Origin of the sequence: Pannonibacter phragmitetus, assembly GCF_050510895.1 — a bacterium.
GTDB lineage: Bacteria > Pseudomonadota > Alphaproteobacteria > Rhizobiales > Stappiaceae > Pannonibacter > Pannonibacter phragmitetus_B.
In genome coordinates this window covers 416,124-440,466 of sequence record NZ_JBNINT010000001.1, presented here as the reverse complement: position 1 = coordinate 440,466, position 24,343 = coordinate 416,124, and the positions used below count along the sequence as shown (strand labels likewise).

Here is a 24,343-nt window from a genome sequence, read left to right as displayed (position 1 = left end):
GTCCGGGGAGCGGAACGCCCCGCCAGGGAGACCCTCACATGACCAGCCCGCACTGGCTTTCTGGCGGCTTCAGGCCGTTCTTCTTCCTTGGCGCACTGGCCATGGCGGCATCCGTGCTGATGTGGGTGCCGGTCTATACAGGCCTTTTCACCCTTCCCACCCTGTTCATTCCCAGAGACTGGCATGTGCACACGCTGCTGTTTGGCGGCGTGATGGCGATCATCGCAGGCTTTGGCCTGACGGCTATGGCCAACTGGACAGGCCGTCCGGCCGTGTCGGGCGCGCTGCTGCTGGTGCTGGTGGTGCTGTGGCTGGCCGGGCGCGCAGCCGTCACGTTCGGCGCCAGGCTTGGCGCCCTTCCGGTGGCCGGGCTGGACGTACTATTTCCCGTCGCCCTCGCTGCCGTGATGGCGCGGGAGGTCATCGCCGCCCGCAACATGCGCAATCTGAAGATCGTGGCCGTGATCGGGCTGCTGGCCCTTGCCGATCTCGGCTTCCATCTGGAGGCTGCACGAGACGGTTTGGCGGATGTCTCGCTTAGAGCCAGCGTGTCGCTGGTGATCCTGCTCATTCTCATTGTCGGCGGGCGCATCATTCCAGCTTTCACCCGCAACTGGCTTAACGCCCGCAAGGCAGCGAAGCTGCCTGTCACCTTCAACAAGGCCGATGCCTCCATCATGGTGCTGAGCGGCGGCGCGCTCGCACTCTGGACGCTGTTGCCGGATGCTCTGGCAACAGCCGCCGTGATGCTTCTGGCCGGAGCAGGGCAAATCTGGCGGCTGACACGCTGGTGCGGGCTTGCTGCAAGGCGTGAGCCTCTGCTTCTCATCCTGCATGTCGGCCACCTCATCCTTGCCCTCGGCTTTCTGGCGGTGCCTTGCGCCCTGCTGCTGCCGCAAATTGGCGATGCCACCGCAGCCGTGCATCTGTGGACGGCGGGCGCCATCGGCATCATGACACTGGCCGTCATGACACGGGCCAGCCGGGGCCACTCGGGCCATGCGCTGACGGCGGACCGGCTGGACCTGGCCATCTTTGCGCTGGTGATCCTGGGCACAATCGCCCGCGTTGCCTCGCCTCATGCCGGGGAGGCAGCACGGCCCCTGCTGGATACGGCGGCTCTCGCCTGGGCCGGAGCTTATCTCGCCTTTGCCGCCGGTTATGCCCGCCGGCTGCTGCTGCCTCCGGCAAAACTCAAATAAGGGAGCACCCGGATGGAGCGGCAGAGCCTGAAAGCGCCAGGCAGCAGCCTTCAGGCTGCCGTGGCCTATGGCCTGCCGCTTTGCATCGCCTATATCGTCACCGGCCTTGTCCGCAGCCTTTGGCTGGACGCCCATGCGGGCGCACTGCCAGGCGCCTTGCTGGAGGCAGCAGTCTTTCTTGCCACCGCCCTTGCAACGCTCGCCAGTGGCTGGCAGGACCTGGCGATCCGGAGCAACCCTGCAGCCGCCGGAGCCGGACTGCTGCTTCTGTTCCTGCTGCTGGACGCAAGTATCGCCGCCGGCCTGTGCGGCGTGCCACTCACCCGCCATTTCGGCCGGTTTGCGCAAGCACATGGGCTGGTCCAGCTGACTGCCCTCATCCTCTGCGCCCTGCTGCCCCGCTTCTGGCACAGCGAGACGTGAAAAATGCTGGAGGCAGGCTGAAGAGCCGTCACTTTGCCGCTGCCTCTGCAACTCTATGCTCCTGCCATTCCCCCGTACAGAGGGCACCGCACCATGGCAGCATTGAGCACTGTTCCCAAACTCATCCTTCCCGGCATCGGCGGATCCGGCCAAGTCCATTGGCAAAGCCACTGGGAAGCTGCGGACACATCCTTCCACCGGTTCCTGCCCTCAAGCTGGGACGAGCCGGAGCTGGAGGATTGGACAATAGCACTGGATGCAGCCATCTCGCGGGCTCCGGCAAAACCCGTTCTCGTCGCCCACAGCCTCGCCTGCCTGCTTGTGGCTCATGCGGCATCGAAGCTGGGGGACAGGGTGCGCGGCGCCTTTCTCGTGGCCGTACCGGATCCCGAGGGTCATTCTTTTCCGGCCAAGGAAGCGGCAAGCTTTGCCAATCCGCCAGGCCTCCCCTGCCCTTTCCTGCGCTGATCATCGCAAGCGCCAATGATCCCTATGGCACACCGGACCATGCCTGGCGCCGGACGAAGGAATGGGGAGCCGTTCTGATCGAGGCGGGTGCCCTTGGCCACATCAATGCAGCCAGCGGCCTTGAAGACTGGCCGCAGGGGAGGATGCTGCTGGAGGCGTTCTGCGCAGGGCTGCCGGATTAGGTCCGGGCCTCAGGCCTGAAAGGCCAGCGGCTCGGCAACGCGCCCGCGCAGGTTTGCAAGAAGTCCGGCAATGGCCTTGAGCGCGCTCTCAAGTTCGGCCTGCGCCGGAGCACCGATGCACAGCCGCACGCCTGCGGCCCCGTTTTCCGGTGCGGCGGCGGTTGCCAGCGGATCGGTGACGAGAATGCCCAGCGCCCGCGCCGCAGCGGCCAGCCCCTGCGCTTCCTGATCCATCATCGGCAGCCAAACGTGATAGCCAAGATTGGGATGCGGCGGCATCGCCTCACCCAGAATGCTGGCGGCCAGCGCCCGGCGGCGTGCAGCTTCCTCGCCAATGGCATCGCAGATGGTTTGCGCTGTGCCGTCCATGATCCAATGCTCCATCACCAGACAGCTCAATGGCGAAATCATCAGCCCGTTGGCATAGAGGCAGGCTTCGGCCCGCTCCTGCCAAACGGCAGGCACCACCAGCCCGCCAATGCGCAGCGCGGGGTTGAGCGTCTTCGACAGGCTGTTGATGTAGAACACCCGTTCCGGATCAAGGCTTGCGAGCGACGGCAGCGCCGGATCGGCGCCCAGCGCATAGACATCATCCTCAATGATCAAGGCATCATGCCTGCGGCAGACAGCGAGAATATCCTCCCGCCGTGCGCGGCTCATGCAGGTGGCGACCGGGTTCTGCATCGTGGGCATCAGATAGACAGATGCCGTCACATCCGGTCCTGCCGCCTGCAAGGCCCTGTCCAGCGCCTCCGGCATCATGCCCTCCCCGTCCATGGCCACAGCGGCCATCCGCACGCCTGTGTGCCGGGCAAGCGTTAGCAGACAAGGATAGGTTTGCGCCTCCACCAGCAGAAGGCTGCCGGGCCCGCACAGCAGGGACAGGCACACGGTCAGTGCATGCTGCGCACCGCCGGTCAGCAGCAGGCGGCCGGGATCGGTCTCCGTGCCCAAGCGTCCGAACCACCGGGCAAGACCGGTGCGGAACCGCACGTGCCCCGGCACCGGCGGATAGCTGTTAAACAAGACCGGCTCGGCCTGCCGGGCAAGAGCAGTCAGCGTTCGGGCCAGAAGCCTTTCGCTCATGACAGCTGGCGGGGCGTTCTGCGACAGGTCGATCACCGCACCCTTGCGCCCTCCGGTAGCCGCCACAAAAGTGCCGCTGCCCTTGACCGCCTGAACAAGCCCCCGCCGCTCCAGAATGCCATAGGCCTTGGTCACAGAGCCAAGCCCGATGCCAAGCTGCCAGGCAAGTTCACGATGCGGCGGTAGACGCTCGCCTTCGGCAAGCTTTCCATCCAGAATGTCCTCTGCCAATGCCGCCGCCAGCCGGTCACAAGGCAATTGCGCTTCAGCAGACAGGCGCGGCGTCCAGGGCGACTTGAGGCGCATCGGAGATCTCCAATAGCGTCACGTGACGCTTTTGCATTTTACCATGAGTGTCACGCACTCTACGATCCTGATCCGGCGACAGCAAACGGAACCTGATACGGGAGCAAAGCCATGCTGCAGGATAATCGTGCCTTGCGGGACGCTCCGGCGCGGCTCGCGGTTCCCCTGAATGCCCTTCGGGCCTTCGAGGCCGCAGCGCGGCATCTTTCGATCAAGGGCGCAGCGTCCGAGATCGGCGTCACCCCGTCAGCCGTCAGCCACCAGATCCGCTTGCTGGAGGACAGCCTTGGCGTGGAGCTGCTGCGCCGGGCTGGTGCAAGACTGGAACTGACGCCTGCCGGGCGCACGCTCGCACCGGGCCTTTCTGCCGGCTTCCGGCAGCTCGGTGAAAGTGTCAGCGCGCTGCAACAGGAGCGCAAGCTCGGCCCCTTGCGCCTGTCGCTGCCACCCGGCTTTGCCGCCCACTGGCTGCTGCCCCGGCTTGCCGCCTATCCGGCGGCCCGGCCAGGCTTTGAACTGGAGCTGCAGACCACGCAGGAAGTTGCCGATCTGGCTGCGGGCAGCGCCGATGCCGCCGTACGCCACGGCAAAGGCCACTGGGCAGGCACGGTCAGCGAACACTTGTTCGACGAGACGCTGACACTGCTGAGCCGGGGACCTTGCGAAGAAGATCCACGTACGCTTGTCAGCCGCAGCACGCTTTTCATCTCCGGCCACCGGCATGAAGGCTTTGCCCGCTGGAATGCCTCCTTGCCCGGAGGCCCAGTGCGGCCCGCAGCCATCATCACCGTCGATTCCACCAGCCTCAGCCTGAAGGCAGCACTGGATGGCGCTGGCATCACCTTCGCAGGGCCGGAGCTGGCAGCTCAGGACATTGCCGCTGGCCGTCTGAGCACCCTCTTCAAACATCGCGTGGACGCGGAAGCCGCCTATTACCTGTGTTATCCGCCCGCGCTGGAGCGGGACCGGCGTATCCGCAATCTCAAGACCTGGCTGCTGGAAGAGACCGGAGACTTCCGCCGCGCGGGCTGACGCTGGTTCCCGGTGAGATTGACCCGCCGGGAACAAGACCAACCCGGTCAGTCCTCGCCATCCCAGTAGCCGGCAGAGGCAGGGCGCTGGAACACCATGTCCATCTTGCGCGACTTCGCATCGCCGCCCGGCGCTGCCCCGGCATAGACCGCCATCTTGCCGCTGTCGGGATATTCGACAATATCCGGATCATGCATGCTGCTGACCGCCAGATAGCGCAAGGGCTCACGGGTGTCCGCAAGCAGCTGGTGCGCGGTCTCCTGGCCGCCTGCCGGGCAGACCACAACATCCCCGGCCGCAACCGGAAACTCCTCGCCGCCAAAGCGCAAGGTGCCGCTTCCGGAGAGGATGACGAACATTTCGTCATTGGCCAGATGGGAATGATAGGGCCAGCCCTTCTTACCGGGCGGGATCTCGACATACCGCGCCCCCAGCCGCGTCGCGCCAAGCGGGGCCGCGACCGCCGCCTTGCGCGCCTCAAAGCTCTCCCCATGGGCCTGCGTTTTCATCGGTAAGGCGGCAAGTGTCACAACCGGTTTCATGTTGCATTGTCCTGCAAGGTTTCCTCGCCTTGCAGAGGAACCCGCACTGAAATTCCATGCAAGTGAATGCTGCTCATGCCCCTTGCAGCTTTGGTCAATCGACAGGCAAAAACATCAGGCGGAGACTTGCGGTTGAATGCAGCTTCGAACCGGAGGGCCAGCATTGCACGGTTGCCAAGCGCAATATCATCAGACCCATCACCTCGCACCTGTGGCCAGGGAAGGCGCACGTATTCGCTTGCATGCGCCCGATGGCCTGCCGCTCGGCGGATTGCTCTGGCGCCATCCGGACCCGGATTCACGCCGTCCCGTTGCCATCATCGCCCCTGCCACTTCCGTGCGCTGCAGTTACTACGGGCGTTTTGCCAGCTATCTTCATGAACATGGCTTCGAAGTCCTGACGCTCGACTATCGCGGCATCGGCTTTTCCCGGCCCGCAAGGCTGCGCGGTTTTCAGGCAGACTGGGCCGATTGGGGAGACCTTGATGTGGAAGCGGGGCTTCAGCTGGCAGATGAGATGTGGCCGGGCCAGCCGCTGCATCTCATCGGCCATTCCATCGGAGGGCTGGCCATTGGCCTTGCCCCTTCCGCCCGCAAGGCCGTGCGCCTGCTGACCGTCGGTGCACAGCATGCCTACTGGCGGGATTACGATCCGCAGCAGCGCCGCCGCATGTATCTGAAATGGCACGTGTTCATGCCGCTGGTAACAAGGGTCTTCGGCTATTTTCCGGGCAAGCGCCTTGGCTGGCTGGAGGACACGCCTGCGGGCGTGGTACGCGACTGGAGCAGCATGGGGCCGCAGCTTTCAGAGCACCTGCGCCCGGACATGTTCATCGGCGGCGAACGGGAAGGCGAGATCCTGACCCGCCGCCTTGCCCGCATCACCGCGCCGCTGCTCGCCATCGGCCTTGATGACGACCCCTTCGGCACACCGGAGGCACTGGAGCGGCTGCTTGCCTGCTATAGCGCCAGCCCCCGGCACCATCTGCGGCTCGGCCCGCAGCACAGCGGCGGCGAGCCGATCGGCCATTTCAACTTCTTCCACGCCCGCTTCCGCCCCACCCTCTGGCCCATTGCCTTGAAGTGGCTGCAGGAGGAACGGATTGGTTCAAACAGCAGCGAGCCTCTCTCACAACCGCACACCAGTCTGAGCGTCGAACACATGCAGGCAGTCGCGGCGGAAGCGCAGGGGAAGGCGGGTGCGGGCAGCAAGACCCGGACCTGAACCGGGACCGGCGGGAAGGCGGACGGTGAGTTCGCGCCCCGCCCACAGGCAGATGGCCAGCGTGTCGGAGCCAAGCTCCTCCAGCACATCCACATCGACAATGAGATCCGCCTCGGCTTCGGCGCAGGCCTCGATATGCTCGGGCCGGATGCCTGCATCCACCTTGCGTCCGGGCTCGGCCGCAAGACCGGGCATCTGGACCGCCGCGCCACCATCCAGTTCAACGGCCGGGCTGCCATCGGAACTGATGACCGTGCCGGGCAGGATGTTCATCTGTGGTGAGCCGATGAATTCGGCAACGAAGCGGCAGTTGGGGCGCTCGTAAAGCTCCAGCGGACGGCCATGCTGAATGAGGTTGCCGCCGCGCAGCACCACAACACGGTCCGCCAGCGTCATGGCCTCCACCTGATCATGGGTAACATAGATGGTGGTCGTGCGCAGCATGCGGTGCAGGCGCTTGATCTGGGTGCGCATTTCCACCCGGAGCTTGGCATCAAGGTTCGACAGGGGCTCGTCAAACAGGAAGACCTTGGGCTTGCGCACGATGGCGCGGCCCATGGCAACGCGCTGGCGCTGGCCGCCGGACAGCTGGCCGGGCTTGCGCTCCAGATAGTCCTCAAGCTGCAGGATGCGGGCGGCGTCCTCCACCTTCTGGCGGATCACTTCGGGTGCCTCACCGCGCATCTTCAGGCCAAAGCCGATGTTCTGCGCCACGCTCATGTGCGGATAAAGGGCGTAGTCCTGAAACACCATGGCAACATCGCGGCCCTTGGGCTCCACATCATTGACCACGGCTTCGCCGATGCGCAGCGTGCCGCCGCTGATCTCCTCAAGCCCTGCGATCATGCGCAGCATGGTGGACTTGCCACAGCCCGACGGACCAACGAACGCAACGAATTCTCCGTCTTCGATCTCCAGATCGACGCCATGAATGGCTTCCACCGCACCATAGCGTTTGACGACCTTCGCCAGTTCAATCCGCGCCATCGCTTCCTCCTCCAGCTCGTTTCCATTCGTCCCTTGCCCGGCCTCCCAGCCGGAAATTTCAAAACCATATTATCAATACGGTTGACATTATCAATAAGAATGCGATTATCAATACGACTGAAATACCCGTGGCGAACGGATGATCCTGCATGAGCGCCGTTGAAAACCTCAGATCCCGAACACAGCCCAGCCGCAGCGAACTGGTTGAAGAGGCTTTGCGCCGCGAGATCGTTCTCGGCAAGCTGGCTGCCGGCGAGGTGCTGCGTGAACTGGAGCTTGCCCAGCGTTTCGAGGTTGCTCAGGGCACCATCCGCGAAGCCCTGATGCGCCTGTCCGAGGAAGGGCTGATCATCCGCCGCGCCCGCCGCGACACCCATGTTTCTCCGGCAAGTTCGGAAGACGTGCGCGAGTTGCTGCACATCCGCCATGACATCGAATGCCGGGCCGCCATCCGTGTTGCGGAAGCCATGGACGGCGCGCTGATGAAGACGCTGGAAAGCCACCTGCAGATGATGCGCCTTGCCGCATTGCAGGAGGACGAATACTCCCTTTTGCAGCACGATTGCCACTTCCACCTGAGCCTTTTCGCCGCCGCGCATATGCCCGTGGTCGAGCCGGTTCTGGCCCGCTGCCTCGTGCACAGCCAGCGTTTCAAGATCCTCAACAGCCGTGCCGAGGACCGGGACCTGATGGCTACCGCCAACCGGCATGTGGTCATCATAGAGGCCGTCGAGGCACGCGACGCCAAGGCACTGCATCAGGCACTGTCCCACCATATCTCCACCATCGTCGATCTGGGACCGGCGGTAATGACCGTGGGAGGCATGCCATCATGACGGCGGAGCGCGATACCCTGCCCCTGCTGCCGCTTGCGCCGGAAATGCAGGCCGTGATGGACCGGCTGATGGCGGAAGACGGCGTGCAGCCGGACCCTACGCTTCTGCCACCAGCCGAAGGCCGTGCAAGGGCCGAAGCTGCCAACCGGCGCTGGAACGGCCCTGCCCCGGCGATGGCACGGGAACTGATCGTGGAGACACCCGGCGGACGGCGGGCATTCGTCTTCATCCCCCGTCCGATACGGGCCGCGAGGCCATCCTCTACATTCACGGCGGCGGCTGGGCCTTCTGCTCAGCGGCGACCCATGAGGGCGCAGCCCGGCGGCTGGCTCTGGCAACGGGGGCGCCTGTCATCACCTTCGATTACCGGCTGGCGCCCGAGCATCCCTATCCGGCAGGACTGGAGGATTGCCTGTCCTTCTGGGCCGAGCGCGAGCATGTCCTTTCCGGCCGGCGCTGGTCTGTGTCCGGCGACAGCGCCGGGGCAAATCTGGCGCTGGCGCTGATGATCCGGCTCAAGGGCCGCGGTCTGCCGCACTGCGGGCTTCTGTTTTACGGCGTGTTTGACGCCGACTTTAAAAGTCCCAGCTACCGGCAGGTGGCTGATGGCCCTGGCCTGACACGGGGCAAGATGCAGCGCTACTGGGATTTCTATGCACCAGAGGACAAACGCCTGTCCGATCCGTGCCTGACCCCGGCGCGCGCATCTGATGAGGTCCTTGCCGCCCTGCCACCGCTTTATCTCAATGCCGCAGAGGTGGACCCGCTGCGCTCAGACAGCGAAGCACTGGCTGCAAGGCTGCGCGCGCTTGGCCGTAAAGACCCTTTCGACACCGTGCCCGGTGTGGTGCACGGCTTCATGCAGATGAGCATCTGGCTGCCTCAGGCGGAGGCTGCCTTTGAACGTGCGGGCGAGGCGTTCCGCACGATGACCTGAACCCGCCCTTACAAATCCGCGAGTTCTTTGGGAGGAGAATAGCACATGAAGAACATGATCAGCACGCTGGCCCTCGTGGCCGGCCTTGGCACCGCTTTGCTTGCAGGACAGGCGAATGCCGCCAGCACCGTACGTTTCTGGTACCACTTCGACAATCCGGAAAACCCGATGTCGGATCTGGTGAAGAAGTTCGAGGAAGCAAATCCGGACATCAAGATCGATGCCCGTAACATTCCCTGGAACAGCTATTACGACAATCTCTACACCGCAATTGCCGGCGGCAATGCCCCGGACGCGGCAATGCTGAAGATGTTCGCCCTGCCCCGTCTTCTGGAAATGGAAGCGCTGGAGCCGCTGGATGAGCGCATCAACAGCTGGGATGGCAAGGACAACATTCTCGACAATCTGTTCGACCTGACCAAGGCGCAGGACGGCAAACACTATTATCTGCCGGTGCAATATGTGGCGCTCTATCTCTACTACCGTGCCGACATGTTCACCGAGCTGGGCCTGACCCCACCGAAGACCTGTGAGGAACTGCGCGACGCCGCAATCAAGCTGACCCGCGACACCAACGGCGACGGCAAGATCGACACTTACGGCTTCGGCTTCCGGGGCGGCAAGTCCGGGCATGAACATTGGGGCGCCTTCACCCTTGGCCGCACCGGTGTGGCGCTGGATGCAAGCCTCAACTCCGAGGCAGGCGTGGCCGGAACCCAGTTCGTCGTGGACCTGTTCCAAAAGGACAAGGTGTTCCCGCCCTCAGCTCCGAATGACGGCTTCCAGGAAATCATCGGTGCCTTCAAGACCGGCGTGACCGCCATGACCATCCACCACGTGGGCTCTTCCCGCGATCTGGTGGCAGCCCTTGGTGACAAGGTCAGCGCCGTTCCGGTGCCCGAATGCGGCGGCGGCCGCTGGACCACCTTCGGCGATGAATCGACCGGCGTTCTCTCATCGGCCACCGACAAGGATGCCGCCTGGAAGTGGGTGTCGTTCCTCTCCACCGAAGGCAACAACGCCCTCTTCAACACTGCGACAGGCCAGTTGCCGGTGACCAAGACCGATACCGCCAGCTGGAATGGCCATGAGGCGCGCTTCGTTGAGGCAACCAAGGATTCACTGCCCTTCGCCCACCTGCTGCCAGCCTCGTCCAACACGCCGGAATTCGTCAACACGGTCTGGCCAGCCAACATGCAGCGCGCGCTGCTTGGCCAGATCACCGCTGCCGAAATGAACGCAGCTATCGCCAAGCTGTTCGAGCAGAAGTGACGGGATGAGAGGCGGAGCAGCCCTCCGCACCTGGTATCCGGTCTCTCCGCCCCCCTCTTGGGAAGGGGAGCGGAGAGACCGAGGATAGATCTGCCGTCACTTGACCTTTGCCCCAAGCCCACCCCGGAAACCCTGATGAGTCAGACCATGTCCAGCACGACACTGCCCCGAGGCGGGGACATTCAGACATCCCGGCGGGCGGCCCTGTCGCGGCAGGTGCTGCCGCTGGCCCTGCTGTCCCCGGCCGTTCTGGTCACCCTGGCCATCGTCTTCTTTCCGATGGTGCAGACGGCCTGGATGAGCCTTCACAACTACGTTCTGTTCCGGCCCAAGAGTTTCGAATGGGCGGGCCTCACGCATTATCTGGCGATCCTGCAGGACGAAGTGTTCTGGATTTCGCTGCGCCATACGGTGCTGTGGATCGCGCTCACCGTTCCCGCACAGGCGCTGCTGGGGCTGGCCACGGCGCTGCTGCTGAACCAGAGCTTTCCCTGGCGGCCGCTTGCCCGCGCGCTCATCATCATTCCCTGGGCGCTGCCATCGGTGGTCATCGCGCTGATGTGGTCGTGGATCTATGATTCCAACTACGGCATCCTCAATGACCTTCTGCTGCGCATCGGCATTCTGGAAACCTCGATCCCCTGGCTCGCCAATCCGGATACGGCGCTCTATGCGATCATCCTGACTCTCACCTGGCAGGGCTTTCCCTTCTTTGCGGTGATGATCCTCGCGGGCCTACAGTCGATCCCCAAAAGCTACTATGAAGCCGCTGCCATCGACGGCGCGTCCACCTTGCGCCAGTTCTGGCACATCACGCTGCCGGGCATCTCGGGCGTTCTGTTCACCGCCATTCTGCTGCGTACCATCTGGGTGGCGAACTCGATGGACGTGATCTTCGTCATGACCGGCGGCGGACCGGGCTATTCCACCTATACCCTGCCGCTCTACGCCTTCCTTGAAGCGCGGACAAACCTCGACTTCGGCTACGGCTCGGCCCTCGCCATGACATTCACCCTGCTGCTTCTGGGCATTGTGGTGCTTTATCTGAAACGTTCGGCAAAGGCGGTGCAGTAATGGCCCTCGGACGCAAGACAACCCTCGCCCGTATCCTGACGGTAGACCTGCCGATGCTGGCAATCCTCGCCTTCACGCTCGGCCCCTATCTCTGGATGGCACTGACTTCACTGACAGCGGAAGACCAGCTCTTCACCCGCGGGCCTTCGCTCGCAGATCTCGTACTGAACAATTACGAGCGGCTCTTTGCCAATGTGGGCTTTGCCCGCAACATGCTGGACAGTTTCATCATCGCTTCGGGCACGGTGGTTGTGGGCCTCGCCCTGTCGGTCTCTGCAGCCTACAGCTTTTCGCGCTTCGACTTCCGCTTCAAACGGGTGCTGTTGTTGCAGTTCCTGCTGATCAACATGTTCCCGCTGGTGCTGCTGATCCTGCCGCTCTTCGTGCTGATGCGTCAGCTCGGGCTGCTCGACACCCACTTTGCCCTGATCATCGCCAATTCGACCATCGCCATCCCCTTCTCGGTCTGGATGATGACGAGCTACATCAACGGCATTCCCCGCTCGCTGGATGAAGCGGCGATGACCGATGGCTGCTCTCGTCTTCAGGCCATGACAAGGGTGGTGCTGCCCCTATGCACCCCGGGCATCATCGCCACGGGCATCTACATCTTCATCACCGCGTGGAACGAATATCTCTACGCCCTCACCCTCGGCGGCCAGAGCGTGCGTCCCATCACCGTCGCCGTGCAGACCATGATCGGCGAATACCAGGTGCAATGGGGGCTTCTGACTGCTGGCGGCATCATTGGCGCCATGCCCGCAACTCTCCTTTTCCTGATCGTGCAGCGGCGGCTGGTGGGCGGCCTGACGCAAGGCGCCGTGAAGGGCTGATCCCATCAAAGACGAGGACCTATTCCGTGAAAAACCCCATCGGCATCATCTCGATGCAATTTACGCGGCCCTTCACCAACGCCGCCCTGCCGTTCCTGAAGAAGACCCGCGCACTCGGCTTCGACTTCATCGAGCTGCTGGTGCCAGAGCCGGAGGATGATCTTGATCCTGCCGAAGTGCGCCGCATCTGCGAGGGCGAAGGCCTCGGCATCGTGCTCGCCGCCCGCGTCAACCTGCAGCGCTCCATTGCCAGCGAGGATGCAGTTGCACGCAAGGGCGGACAGGACTATCTCTCCTATTGCATCACGGCAGCGGAGCAGATCGGCGCCACCATCATCGGCGGGCCACTCTATGGCGAGCCGCTGGTCTTTGCCGGACGCCCACCCTTTTCCTGGAATGCGGACCAGATCGCCGCACGCGCAGCCCGCACCATCGAGGGCCTGTCCATTGCGGCAAGGCAGGCCGCAGAAGCTGGCAAGGTCTTTGGCCTTGAGCCGCTGAACCGCTTCGAAACCGACATCATCTGTACCACGGCGCAGGCCATCGAGGTTTGCGATGCAGTTGCCAGTCCCGGTCTCGGCGTAATGCTGGACACGTTCCACATGAACATGGAAGAGCGCTCCATTCCGGACGCCATTCGCGCTGCCGGAAACCGGCTGGTGCATTTCCAGGCCAACGAGAACCACCGCGGCTTTCCCGGCACCGGCAACATGGATTGGACGGCCATTGCCCGCGCGCTTCATGCGGTCAGCTACGAGGGGCCGGTGTCGCTGGAGCCTTTCCGCCGCGAGGATGAGCGGGTGGCCCTGCCCATCGCCCACTGGCGCGCGCCGCATGAGGACGAAGATGAAAAGCTGCGGGCGGGCCTTGGCCTGATCCGCTCTGCCCTGACATTTGCTGAGGTCAACCACTGATGACGATCAAGATCGGCTGGATCGGCTGCGGCCGCCACGCAACCTGGATGCTGCTGCCGCAACTTGCCCGCAGCGGCTTCGAAATCACCGCCGTGTGCGACCGGGACGAGGCAGCGGCCCGCAATGCCGCACGCCAGTTCGGTGCGACGTCCGTCCATACAGACTTTGAAGAAATGATCGCAGCAGGCGGCATTGATGCCGTCGGCATGGCGGTGGGACCGGACATTCATTTCCGGGCAACACTCGCCGCCCTGAAGCGCGGGCTGCCTGTCTTCATGGAAAAGCCGCCTGCGGCAACGGCAGCGCAGGCGCTGGAACTGGTCAAGGCATCGGAAGCAGCCCGCGTACCCGTCACTGTCGGCTTCATGAAGCGCTATTCCGCCGGCAACAAGGTTGCAAAGAACATCCTCGACGGCGGCGCATTCGGCCAAGTGCTCGGCATTCACGGCAGCTACATGACGGCGCCGACCTATTTCGCCGGAGAGGTGGATTACACCGGCTTCTACCTGCATCACTGCGTCCACTACATGGACCTGATCACCTGGTTTGCCGGTTCCGAGTTTGCAGACGTGCGCCTGCGCAAGAATGTGCCGGACAAAGGCAAGATGCTGCTGCACATGAACTTTGAGTGCGAAAACGGCGTCATCGGCAACATCATCATGGGCACGGTCCAGTCACGCGGCACGCCCATGGAATTCGTCCAGATCATGGGCGATCACAACCGGATCGAGGTGGAGAACGTCATCAACGTCTCCTGGCACCGCAATCCGCCCTTCAAGGTGGACGACCCGCAGGCGAGCCTTGACCCGGGTTGCGACAGCCTCACCTGGTCACCCAACTTCACCGCCGCCGCCAACGAGGACTACAAGGGTTACCACGCCCTTCTGCTTGATGTGGCTGCCACCATGCGCGGCGAAAGCAGCAATGCCCCCAGATCCATGACGGCTGGCTGGCAATGAAGCGCCTGGAGAAGATGATTGCGCTGATCGAGGGGTAAGGAAAGGCGGGGAACTGGCAGCAGTACAATGAACGGTCATCAAGATGATGGTGCCCGCAATAACGCAACCCAGCCTGCCTGCCCCGCCATCGATCAGAAACAAAGCATACAACGCAGATCCTGCCCGTGCTGATACCAAAGACACGGGCACTGCTGCGACTGTCAGTGGCGGCAACACCCAGCAGAATTCCAGCGAAAGACAGGCTCCGGCACCGCTTGCCCGCAAGAAAAATCTACAGCTGGGCGCACCCTGGCCAGACTTTAGAGCACCCCGGCTTACTCCCAAAATGCTGCAGGCGGCATGACTTGGGCGCAACACTTTAAAATCAATCATAAGTTGATATATTTTTACTAAAAAACTATTACGTGCGATTCCGATTGCCAGATGCATACCCCTGCGGTAGCTTAACTTGTGGTTGCGAAATTGGCAGCCACTCCGGAAAGTTCAATCTATCCAGGCACAGCTCTAAAGAGCTCGGGAGGCAGTCGATGACCCAATACGACGGCATTCTCTTGCGCCAGAATCTTCAGGACCAGGGCCTCATGCCCCGGACTGGCGGCTGGACGGCAAGCCCAGACATCATCATGGCCGGCACTCAGCCGACCCAGGATCCGCAGGCAGTGTTCAGCACCACCGCAAGTTACGGGACCGATCCGACGCAGCCGGTCGTTCAGAACGCGACCAATTACGTCTATCTGCGCGGCAAGAACCTCAATGCGGCGGCCCAGACTGGCACAGCCCGCGTTTTCTATGCGCCGCAGTCCCTGTTTCTTTACCCCGTGCAGTGGCTCAACAATTCGATCCTGACGTCGCGTGGCTCCGCCACAAGCGATCTGGGCTCCGTTGCGCCAAACACGATTGGCGTCACGACCGACCCATTCGTCTGGGTGCCCACCAACATCAGCGAGCACACCTGCCTCGTCGGCTTCATCTCGACGCCGGAATATCCGTTCGAGAGCCAGAAGCCGCCCAACGCCGTCACGTCGATGAATGACCTTGCCGCGTGGATCGGCAAGACAGGCGGCACCGGATGGCACAACGTGCAGTTTACGTCCGCCGGAGCACCGACCTTCACCAATTCGACGGTTTATCCGGCATCCACCACAGCAGCGACCGTCCAGTTCGCAGTCACTTGCGTCAGCTGCCCTGTGGGATCCCAGGTCTCGTTCTCTTGCGGCACCCCGCTGCCGGACGGCACCTACATCAACCTGCCGCCAACCACCATCACAAAGCCGACCCAGATCGGCTTCACCGTGACATATCAGGTACCGGCTGGCTGGACGTCGCCGATCAGCTACTCCTACTACGCCAATGGCAACGCCCCCGTTGACGGGAACTTCTCGGTCTCGATGAGCGCGTCCATTCTGACGAGCACCCCGGGAAGCCAGGTCTTTGCCGCCTATGCCCGCCCTGCAGCTGACGTGTACCCGAACCATGTCCACGTCGCAGACCACGGGCGGATGCTGACGGCACTGGGCGACATGCCGGTTAATTATCTGATCCCCGTTGGAAGCGACATGACGAAGCTGTCGCACGGCTGACAAGGTCCTCATGATCTGCGGCCGGAAGGCCTCCGGCCGCAGATCGAGAACTGAACTTTGCCGGCAGGAAAGCCAGCCAGTCCAGCCCCGTCTATCCGGGAGCTGCAGGCGCTGCGCCTGCCGTGGCAGCCCCCAGGCACTTTCAACCGGAACCGGAATGGCCCTAGCGGCAAGGCAGCACTGAACAGAGCATCCTCCTTCTGCAATCCCCGGCCCTCCGGGCCCGAACCCAAGGGAGAGAGAGTTGGCAGTATCAGCGATCCCGACACCGCTTCTGGCAACGATGGATGAGGTGCGCAAGCAGGGCGCCGAGTTCAACGAGGACGATTCCCCGAGCGACACCTATTACGGCTATCTCTCAGAGATCGAAGAGGTCCAGTACAAGGAGGGTGGGCCCGTCCTCCAGTCGGTTCAGCTTGAACTCGTGCCATACGAGTGGATCGAAGCTGCCGTGATGAACCTTGGAGACAGCGTGCGAGACCTGCCGCCGCCTGCGCCGGTCACCCTGCTCGTCTTCGATGACGCTCCCCTTGACGAGGTGGCCGAAGCACTTGGCACCACGGCTGATGATATCGCCGAAGGTGACTGGTACATCTTGACGGTGCCTAGCCATGGCGGCGCGTCGGCCAAACGGGCCCGCCCGGTGTTCGGCACGACCGTGATCCCGCTGAAGGCAACTGGGCGCAAGGTATCTGGCACGAAGCTCACCCGGCTGTGGCGGCGCTACCAGCCTATAGCCCGGATCGACCTTGCAAAAATCATCAAGATGCTCATGGCCATGCAGCCGCGTGAAGTCGGCGTGATGGACACCGGGCAGGCATCCTGCAACCTGATCTACGATGCCAATGGCACGCCACAGATCTATGTGGATGCAGGCCTGCCGATGTTTCCGAACTTCGCCAGCATGCCGCCAGCCAATGCACTCGGCAATGTGGAGATCATCAATCCCGGTCCGTGCCTTGCCAACAATCCTCCCGGGATCCTGACGCACTTCCATTGGGATCACTATTCAATGCTCAGCATGTCGGCCAATGCCGCCGCCTTGCGCAACCGGGACTGGATCTTCCCGCCGCAGGTGGCCAGCCCCGCTCTTGCGGCCATCATCTTGGGGATCAACGGCTCGCCGAATGGCCAGGTTCACATATTCCCAGCCGGTCTCGGCGTGCTCCCCGGCGGCTATGTCAACATCATCCAGTGTGTGCCGGGTGCGGGCGTTGCCCCTGGTGACCTGAACAACACCGGGCTTGCCGTGATCGTGCATCTCGATACGCCCAACAATCGCGACATGCTGCTGCCGGGCGATGCCGCGTTTCAGTCGATACCGGGACTCGGTGGCTTTGGCGGGCTGCGCTGGATGACCGCAACCCACCACGGCTCCGCAACAAATCTGGTCCCACCGCCCGCGCCGCTGGCCGCCCCACCGATTCCGCCTCCCTATGCTGCAAACCAGGGCCGCCTTGCCTACTCATATGGTGTCAATGGCGGTGTTCCGGGCGGCGTGCATTGCTACGGCCATCCAAATCCCGGTGCTGTTGCAGCCTATCCGGTCGCCGGCTGGGGCAACTTCCTCAATGTCGCCTCGACAGCGGAAACGGGACCAAACTCGGGCGTTGCGGGGCGTGGCAACATCATGATGGCGAACAACGTGGTGCCACCGGCCTGCGGCGTCCCGAATTGTCCCTTCCACGTCTTTCCAAAGACACTCCAATAGACGGAGGCGCGCAGGCCATGGCAGCGATCACCACCTATGACGCTCTTGCCGCCTTGGCACAGGGCCTCAAACCCGGCGACAGTTTGACCATCGGCCCGTCCGATGTGTCGCCATCCATGATCGCAAGCTACGAAACTCTGGCTCTTGCCACCACCGTCACGGTGCAGACGAGCACGGTGGGCTCCCAGTCCGTAACGGTGGCCGGTACCGCGTCCCTTTTCGGCCTGACCGATCTGGTGACGGAACTAGTGTTCCAGCCCGTGGACGCGAACGCGCCGGATGGCCCCTTCTCGCTCGCCATCACATCCACCACCGCTGCCGGCACACAGTGGGAGATGCTGACAGGCTTCGTTCTGTCCGAGCCTTCCATGTCCTTCCAGCCGGCCGAGGACGTGACAGTTCTGACTGCAGGATTTGCCTGCGACATCGTGATTGGCACGGGCAACACGCTGACACTGCCGATTGCCGTCGCAGTGCCAACCTATCCAGACCTCGACTGGGTTGTGAGCGGAACCTTCACGGCGCAGCCTCTTTCCGTTGACGCCTTTTCTGCCCTGGCAGGCGGCCTCGTCCTGTCCGACTACCTGCCCAGCCCGCTCGACACGCTTGCGAAGTTCGGGATGACCGAGCTGGAGATCTCCTTCAACCCCACGGGCGCGAAACTGTCCTATGTGTATATGGACATCGCCTATACGGATGCCTGGTCGGCACTCGGCATCATTGATGTGCCTGCAGGCGGGGTCACCCTCAAGTTCATGGTCAATTTCCTCGACAGTGCCCGCAGCTATGTCGAGCTTCAGGCCAAATTTGACCTTGCGGGTGTGCCGTTCGACATCGGCGCGCATTTCGCGCCGAGCAATTTCTTTGTCTGGGGACGCCTGCAGCAGGACAGAACGGTCTCGATCTCGGATGTTTTCGCCCATTTCAACGTCACGCTTCCGGCGGGATTCCCGGAGGTTGAAATCGACAAGCTGTCGCTGCTCGCCAACCTTTCTCAAGGTCAGTACTCGTTCGACTTCGTCGCACAGATCGACGCCGGCAGCGATCTCAAGCTGCAGGACCTCACCGCAAGTGTTGGCGTATCGACCACGCCTGCAACAACGGTGTCGGGAGATTTCCATGGCACAATCGTCATCGACGAAGCCACCGCACTCTTCCTGGGTGCTTCCTATGATGGCAAGGGCGGAGGACTGACGCTCTCCGGCAGCGCCACCGAAGTCCCGATCGGAAAGATCATCACCTATTGGGGCCGCGAGTTCGGCCTGTCACCCGACCAGATCCCCGAGCCTATCCGTACTCTGGTGCTGAAGACACTTTCCACCAGCTACAACACGCAGACTGGTGACTTCCACTTTCTCTGCATTGGCGATTTCACGGTTTACGACACGCCTGTCGAAGTCACCTTCAGTGTCGATATCGTGCATCCCAATTCTCCCGAAGCGCTTCGTGCGGGACCGGAAGCCGTGGCGACAGCGCGCGGATACAGCGCCACCTTCGGCGGCTCCGTTGTCTTTGCCGGCAACACATTCGAGATCCGCTTCAACACCACCGACACCGGCCAGAGCATTTTCATCGCCGACTATCAGCGCAGCAGCGGCTCCGTGCGCCTGCATGACCTCGTGGCTGACGTATCGGAGGAGCTTGCCGATCTTGTCCCGGAAGACATCGAGATCACCCTGGATGCGGTCAAATTCGCTTATCTCAAGGCAAAGGATGCAGGCCAGTCCCAGTTCACCAACCACTTCCTCTTCGGGCTGGAGCTGGGTGCGAGCATCAGCCTTACAGACATCCCGCTCATCGGTGACAAGCTTCCAGCCGATCTGACCGTCGAGTTTGACCAGCTCCAGTTCGCCTATGCCAAGCCTGGCTTCGACAAGACCCAGGCGGCTGCGGTTAATGCGCTTCTCCCGCAAGGCATTATACCGCTTCCCGGAGACGGTCTCTCAGAAGGAATTCTTGTCTCCTCGAACCTGCAGCTCGGTGACACGGTGAAAAGCCTTGAGCTGCAAATCCCGACCGGAGGCTCCAGCAAAGAGAGCCTTGCGGATCATCAGGCCTACCGGGTCGAAGAAGCACCTGCAGATGCCGCGACCCCGCCCGCCAGCCTGTCGGTCAACATCCAGAAGCAGTTCGGCCCAATCGGCATCCGCAAGCTCGGATTGAGCTATCAGAACCAGCGTCTGTTCGTGACGGGTGACATCTCGCTCAATGCGGAGGTTCTCAGCATCGGCCTGCTCGGCCTTGGGATTGGTTCAAAGGTCGATTCCTTCGATCCGGCCGTGACGCTCTCCGGCCTCACCATCACCGTGGCACAGGGGCCGGTCAATGTCAGCGGCGGCCTCTACGGCACAATCGATCCGCTCAATTTCAACGGTGCCCTGCAGGTGTCAGTGCCGTCACTGACACTCGGCGCACTTGGCGGCTATGCGCAGCTTGGCTCTGATCCCTCGTTCTTCATGTATGTCTCGGTTAACCGGCCGCTGTTCGGTTACCCGTTCTTCTTCCTGGACGGGATTGCCGGCGGGCTGGGCTTCAACCGCGACCTTCTGCTGCCGGACATTGACGGCGTTGCAGGATTTCCGCTGGTTGCCTGGGCCACCGGGAAGAACCCGCCAGGCGCCAATCCGGCCGGAGACATCGGATCCCAGGTTCAACAAGTCATCGGCGCCCTCGCCAGTGACATCCCGCCAAGGGTCGGGCAGTACTGGATTGCCGCCGGCATCAAGTTCTCCTCGTTCAAGATCCTGGATTCCTTCGCACTGGTCACGGTCGCGTTCGGCACCGACTTCAAGTTCGCCCTGCTCGGCCTGACGACCGCAAGCCTGCCCCCAAAGGCCGGGACGGGTATCCAGCCGATTGGCTATGTGGAGATGGCATTACGTGCCAGTTTCTCCCCGGCAACCGGTATTCTGGAAATCGAGGCGAAGCTGACACCTGCCTCGTTCATCCTCGACAAAAGCTGCGTGCTGACGGGCGGGTTCGCCTACTACATGTGGTTCAAGGACAACCCCGCCGGAGATCCGAACGGATACCACGCAGGAGACTTTGTGGTCACGCTGGGCGGATACAATCCGGCCTTCACCCGGCCTGCCTATTTTCCGCAAGTCCCGCGCCTCGGGTTCAACTGGAAGGTCGATGGCAACACGACAATCCAGGGCGGCATCTATTTTGCGCTCACGCCCTCCGCACTCATGGCTGGCGGTTCACTGGAAGCAGTCTGGCAGAGCGGCGACCTCAAGGCCTGGTTCACAGCCCATGCGGATTTTCTGCTGTCCTGGAAGCCGTTCCACTATGAGGCCAGCATCGGCCTCAGCATCGGCGCCTCCTACAAGCTGGATCTCCTGTTTACCTCGGTCACGATCTCCGTACACATCGGCGTGGAACTCAACCTTTGGGGCCCTCCCTTTGGCGGCTCGATCTATGTCGACCTTTCGGTGATTACCTTCACCGTCTCGATCGGCAACCGGAACAAGCCGGTACCACAGCCGATCAGCTGGACCGACTTCAAGACCTCTTTCCTGCCGAAAAGCGAAGCTCCCCATGCACAAGGCCTGGCGCTGCGCAGCACTGTGGCAACAGACGCCTATTGCCTCGCCTCTGTGGCTTCAGGGCTCATCAAGGATCTGACGGACCACAAGTCAGACCCTCCGCTCCCGACTGGATCGTCTCGGGCGAAGCGCTTGAAATCGTGACCATGACGGCCCTGCCCAGCAAATCGGCAAGCCTGACCACCGCTGCCACGAAAACAGTGCCGCTGCCCGTGGGACAATCCGGCTTCGGCGTCGGCCCGGTTGGCGTCGCGATTGATGATTTCAGTTCGTCCCACGCGATCACAGTCAACCGGATTGTCAATGGAACAGCAGATTCGGACTTCGACGTCGAAACGACGGCGGTGGTGACGCTTTCAACGTCCAATCTTCCATCCGCCACCTGGGGCGGCAAGACCATTGTCAATCCGTCGATCAGCCAGATCAACTCGACACCGGCGAACATCTCCGGCCTCAGCGTTGGCTACAGCATCAAGGCCAATCCGGCTGTCCCAGACCACACGCCACTGCCGATCGATATCACCATCCTGCAGCAGGACAACGAGGGCACGGTCACCTTCGCCTGGCTGACGCCGGACATTCCGCAGACGGATCCGTTCGACCAGAGCCAGGCCATGGAGACCTTCCAGACCACACTGCTGTCCTCCGCAGCGAAGCGCACCGCGATCCTCTCGGTTCTGAACGGGCCGGGGCTCGATCTGGGCGTCTACGATCAGGTCGATGTCAGCGTGCTGGCGGCAGAGGCAGACATTGTGCTGCTGAGCCCGCCGGTTCTCTCATACCTCGGCGAGGAGCGTGCGGCATGACCACGGCAGAGCCAGCTTACAGGGACGGGCACCACACATGAGCACGAAACCAAAGGCCGCCAAGGATCCAGAACCGGTCACGGGCACAATCACATTCATCCAGAGCCACCGGCCCGCACTGGAGGATGGACTTTATGAAATCACCGTCGCCCAGAGCGTGCGGAACACGGATGCCAATGCGCGGCCTGATGCACAGTTCGACGAGACATATACATCCACGCGGCGGTTCCAGGTTGCGGGCCCGCGTTTCTCCCTGGACAGCACGGCAATCGACAGCTCGTTTCCTCCCGCTGGCAGCCAAGGGGAATATGCGACAGTGCTGCCGCATGCCGTCTTCAACCTGCAAAGCCTGCCCTGGCAGCGCTCCCTCGGAGACGCTCAGGATTCCAGCTGGCTCGCCCTGCTTGTCTTCGACGAGAATGATCCCCCGCCAAGGGTCAGCGAGGTCATGACGGGAGACCTCACGCCTGCGCCTTTCCCGCATGCGCAGGGCGCGGCTCCGGCGGCAAGCGCGCTTCCTGCTGACGCCGTATCCTATCCGGGACTGACGCTGGAATACGGCCAGTTTCCCTGGGACCCGTGCCGGGTGATCGACGTGCCGGTGGAGCTGTTCAACGCCGTTGTACCGGGGCTTGTTGACATGCCCTGGCTTGCCCACAGCCGCACGGTGAGCAGCACGGCACCGCTGCGGGCGGCAGGCCTTGCCAGCGGACAAACCAGCATCGAGACCTCTGTTGTCACCGGCAACCGGCTGCCCGATCCCAACAGCCGCGTCACCGTGCATCTGGTTTCGCTTGAAGGCATGGCGAGCCTGCTTCCGCAGGGTGACAGCTATACACCTGCAAGCATTCTGCTGCCGGATGGCACGCCGGCAAGCACGATCCGCCTCGTGAGCCTTTTCAGCTGGAGCTACCGCTCGGTCGATCCGCAGCAGACCTTCACCGGCCTGCTGATGAACCTCGATGCCGAGGACGGGCTGCGCGTCTTTGCCATCAAGAACAGCGCCGAGGACACCTCAGAAGCCGGCCGCTATGCCGCAAACGCTCTCAATCTCGGCTACACGCCAGCCAACCATCACACCCGTCAGGGCAGCCGGACCGTGTCGTGGTACCGCGGCCCGTTCGTCCCCTTCGAGGTCTCCGGAACGATCACTGTCCCGGTTCCGGGCGGCGCTGACAGTGCCGCTCCAATCCGCACGGCGGACGAGGCCGTGCGGTACGATCCGGACACAGGGATGATGGATGTGAGCTACGCAGCCGCCTGGGAGATCGGCCGTCTTCTGGCTCTGCAGGACAAGGGCTTCTCTGATGCTCTCGTCCGGTGGAAGACCGCCAACACCCGCAAGGTGTTCGAGACTTTCGAGCGTCAGATGCTGGAGGAGGCTTTCGGCGAAACCCTTGCCCTCATGCAGGCGCGGGGAACCCGGGCTGATGGCAACGAGCTCCACCATGCCACTGCCGATTTCATCCGCACCCGGCTCAAACAGTTTCTCGCCCCGGGCCTCGGCAGTGGTGGCGGCCGCCGCGAACCTGCTGACAGGGAGGATTAAGCCATGGTTCGACTGAGCGCACGTGGCGGTGGACGCCTGCGAATGACATCCTTTCTCCAGGACCAGCGAAGCCTGAAGGCGGCCCTCGACGGCAATGATCCAGCCGCAACCGTGACGGACTGGCTCGGGCGCTTGAAGAAATTGCAGGGGGTTCCGTTCCGCTATCTCGTTGCAAACGGGAGGATGCTTCCCAACGAGTCCATCCGCTTCTTCAATGTCGATTTCAACTGGCTCTTCGCGCTGGTCGAGGGCGCTTGCAGCATCGGGCAATCGAGTGCTCTGGATGATACGCTGCACACAGTTGCCATGCCCAGGCTTCACGCAGCCGCAGACAAGGCCGCCACAGCAGGTGAAACGGCGCCGGACACAGCATCGGGCTTCCTCCTGCGCAGCCAGGTTGTCGCCGGGTGGCCGAAGCTCGAGATCCTGGCCTTTGATGCCAGCAATCAGGAGCTGACAAACGTGATCCGCATGGAGCGGATCACGGACTCGATCCTGCTTTATGTCGTTGAAGGCCGCCTGGACAAGGTGATCCTGCGTGAGCCCGCAATTGGCCTGCACTTCGGGATCGGCATTCAGGGCGGCAAGCCCTTGCGCTACGTCACTGTTCCAGAGACAGCACCGGAAGGCACGCGTCCTGGTGACCAGATTGACGGTGCCAGCGTGACGCCCCTCTACAGGGACGCAACCCATCGCACCATCCAGATCGCCCGGCTCGCGTCGGATCTTTCGGCCGCTCTTTACGCCCGCAATGCAGACAACTCCGCCGACGGCAGCGAGCTTCCCTTCACCTCCGCCGAGTTCGCACTGCAACTCGTGGAGGGCACCCAGGAAGTCACGTTCCAGACGGCACCGAAGGAGGACGAGTGAG

At 62.6% G+C, this 24,343-nt stretch carries 20 protein-coding genes and 1 pseudogene; 18 read left to right on the top strand and 3 right to left on the bottom strand.

What is annotated here, in order from left to right; genetic code table 11:
• Nucleotides 1-38: 38 nt before the first annotated feature.
• The 3 genes and pseudogenes from ACQB61_RS02035 to ACQB61_RS02025 all read left to right on the top strand — a co-directional run bounded on the left by ACQB61_RS02035 (nt 39) and on the right by ACQB61_RS02025 (nt 2,275).
• The gene (locus ACQB61_RS02035) at nt 39-1,202 is read left to right on the top strand and encodes an NnrS family protein (RefSeq protein WP_430511280.1); all 1,164 of its coding nucleotides are present in this window, start codon (nt 39-41) and stop codon (nt 1,200-1,202) included.
• Between the two features lie 12 nt (nt 1,203-1,214).
• Nucleotides 1,215-1,625, top strand: a complete 411-nt coding sequence (locus tag ACQB61_RS02030) for a hypothetical protein (RefSeq protein ID WP_430511279.1) — start codon at nt 1,215-1,217, stop codon at nt 1,623-1,625.
• A 93-nt stretch (nt 1,626-1,718) separates the two neighbouring features.
• Nucleotides 1,719-2,275: pseudogene (locus ACQB61_RS02025) on the top strand (RBBP9/YdeN family alpha/beta hydrolase).
• A 9-nt stretch (nt 2,276-2,284) separates the two neighbouring features.
• Here the strand turns inward: ACQB61_RS02025 and ACQB61_RS02020 are convergent.
• Nucleotides 2,285-3,667: a PLP-dependent aminotransferase family protein gene (locus ACQB61_RS02020; protein ID WP_430511278.1), complete on the bottom strand. Its 1,383-nt coding sequence runs from the start codon at nt 3,665-3,667 to the stop codon at nt 2,285-2,287.
• A 111-nt stretch (nt 3,668-3,778) separates the two neighbouring features.
• On the opposite strand from ACQB61_RS02020, the gene ACQB61_RS02015 reads away from it, so the two are divergent.
• On the top strand, nt 3,779-4,699 hold the full coding sequence (locus tag ACQB61_RS02015) for a LysR substrate-binding domain-containing protein (protein WP_430511277.1): 921 nt from the start codon (nt 3,779-3,781) through the stop codon (nt 4,697-4,699).
• 47 nt (nt 4,700-4,746) lie between these two features.
• Here ACQB61_RS02015 and ACQB61_RS02010 read toward each other — a convergent pair whose 3' ends face one another.
• Nucleotides 4,747-5,241: a cupin domain-containing protein gene (locus tag ACQB61_RS02010; RefSeq protein WP_430511276.1), complete on the bottom strand. Its 495-nt coding sequence runs from the start codon at nt 5,239-5,241 to the stop codon at nt 4,747-4,749.
• A 238-nt stretch (nt 5,242-5,479) separates the two neighbouring features.
• Here ACQB61_RS02010 and ACQB61_RS02005 point away from each other — a divergent pair, with 238 nt between their 5' ends.
• Nucleotides 5,480-6,466 (top strand): alpha/beta hydrolase family protein, encoded by a 987-nt coding sequence (locus ACQB61_RS02005; protein WP_430511275.1) that lies wholly within the window; start codon nt 5,480-5,482, stop codon nt 6,464-6,466.
• Here the strand turns inward: ACQB61_RS02005 and ACQB61_RS02000 are convergent.
• Nucleotides 6,371-7,453, bottom strand: a complete 1,083-nt coding sequence (locus tag ACQB61_RS02000; RefSeq protein ID WP_430511274.1) for an ABC transporter ATP-binding protein — start codon at nt 7,451-7,453, stop codon at nt 6,371-6,373. The two genes, ACQB61_RS02005 and ACQB61_RS02000, sit on opposite strands and share 96 nt — an antisense overlap.
• Before the next feature lie 149 nt (nt 7,454-7,602).
• Between ACQB61_RS02000 and ACQB61_RS01995 the strand changes: the two genes are divergently transcribed.
• The 13 genes from ACQB61_RS01995 to ACQB61_RS01935 all read left to right on the top strand — a co-directional run bounded on the left by ACQB61_RS01995 (nt 7,603) and on the right by ACQB61_RS01935 (nt 24,342).
• Nucleotides 7,603-8,289: a GntR family transcriptional regulator gene (locus ACQB61_RS01995; protein WP_430511273.1), complete on the top strand. Its 687-nt coding sequence runs from the start codon at nt 7,603-7,605 to the stop codon at nt 8,287-8,289.
• 151 nt (nt 8,290-8,440) lie between these two features.
• Nucleotides 8,441-9,226, top strand: a complete 786-nt coding sequence (locus tag ACQB61_RS01990) for an alpha/beta hydrolase (protein WP_430514260.1) — start codon at nt 8,441-8,443, stop codon at nt 9,224-9,226.
• A gap of 45 nt (nt 9,227-9,271) precedes the next feature.
• The gene (locus ACQB61_RS01985) at nt 9,272-10,498 is read left to right on the top strand and encodes an ABC transporter substrate-binding protein (protein ID WP_430511272.1); all 1,227 of its coding nucleotides are present in this window, start codon (nt 9,272-9,274) and stop codon (nt 10,496-10,498) included.
• A 135-nt stretch (nt 10,499-10,633) separates the two neighbouring features.
• On the top strand, nt 10,634-11,572 hold the full coding sequence (locus ACQB61_RS01980) for a carbohydrate ABC transporter permease (protein ID WP_430511271.1): 939 nt from the start codon (nt 10,634-10,636) through the stop codon (nt 11,570-11,572).
• Nucleotides 11,572-12,405, top strand: a complete 834-nt coding sequence (locus ACQB61_RS01975) for a carbohydrate ABC transporter permease (protein WP_430511270.1) — start codon at nt 11,572-11,574, stop codon at nt 12,403-12,405. The genes ACQB61_RS01980 and ACQB61_RS01975 overlap by 1 nt, the downstream gene beginning before the upstream one ends.
• 26 nt (nt 12,406-12,431) lie before the next feature.
• A complete protein-coding gene (locus ACQB61_RS01970; protein WP_430511269.1) occupies nt 12,432-13,319 on the top strand; it encodes a sugar phosphate isomerase/epimerase family protein in 888 nt (295 codons plus the stop codon).
• Entirely contained in the window at nt 13,319-14,278 is a 960-nt protein-coding gene (locus tag ACQB61_RS01965) for a Gfo/Idh/MocA family protein (protein ID WP_430511268.1), read from the top strand. The genes ACQB61_RS01970 and ACQB61_RS01965 overlap by 1 nt, the downstream gene beginning before the upstream one ends.
• A gap of 527 nt (nt 14,279-14,805) precedes the next feature.
• A complete protein-coding gene (locus tag ACQB61_RS01960; RefSeq protein WP_430511267.1) occupies nt 14,806-15,858 on the top strand; it encodes a hypothetical protein in 1,053 nt (350 codons plus the stop codon).
• 244 nt (nt 15,859-16,102) lie between these two features.
• A complete protein-coding gene (locus ACQB61_RS01955) occupies nt 16,103-17,569 on the top strand; it encodes a hypothetical protein (protein WP_430511266.1) in 1,467 nt (488 codons plus the stop codon).
• Between the two features lie 17 nt (nt 17,570-17,586).
• Nucleotides 17,587-21,261, top strand: coding sequence for a DUF6603 domain-containing protein (locus tag ACQB61_RS01950; protein WP_430511265.1), 3,675 nt, complete (start codon nt 17,587-17,589; stop codon nt 21,259-21,261).
• Nucleotides 21,258-21,923, top strand: a complete 666-nt coding sequence (locus tag ACQB61_RS01945; RefSeq protein ID WP_430511264.1) for a hypothetical protein — start codon at nt 21,258-21,260, stop codon at nt 21,921-21,923. The genes ACQB61_RS01950 and ACQB61_RS01945 overlap by 4 nt, the downstream gene beginning before the upstream one ends.
• A 37-nt stretch (nt 21,924-21,960) precedes the next feature.
• Nucleotides 21,961-23,472: a hypothetical protein gene (locus ACQB61_RS01940; RefSeq protein ID WP_430511263.1), complete on the top strand. Its 1,512-nt coding sequence runs from the start codon at nt 21,961-21,963 to the stop codon at nt 23,470-23,472.
• A gap of 42 nt (nt 23,473-23,514) precedes the next feature.
• The gene (locus ACQB61_RS01935) at nt 23,515-24,342 is read left to right on the top strand and encodes a hypothetical protein (protein WP_430511262.1); all 828 of its coding nucleotides are present in this window, start codon (nt 23,515-23,517) and stop codon (nt 24,340-24,342) included.
• The last annotated feature ends 1 nt before the right edge of the window (nt 24,343 follow it).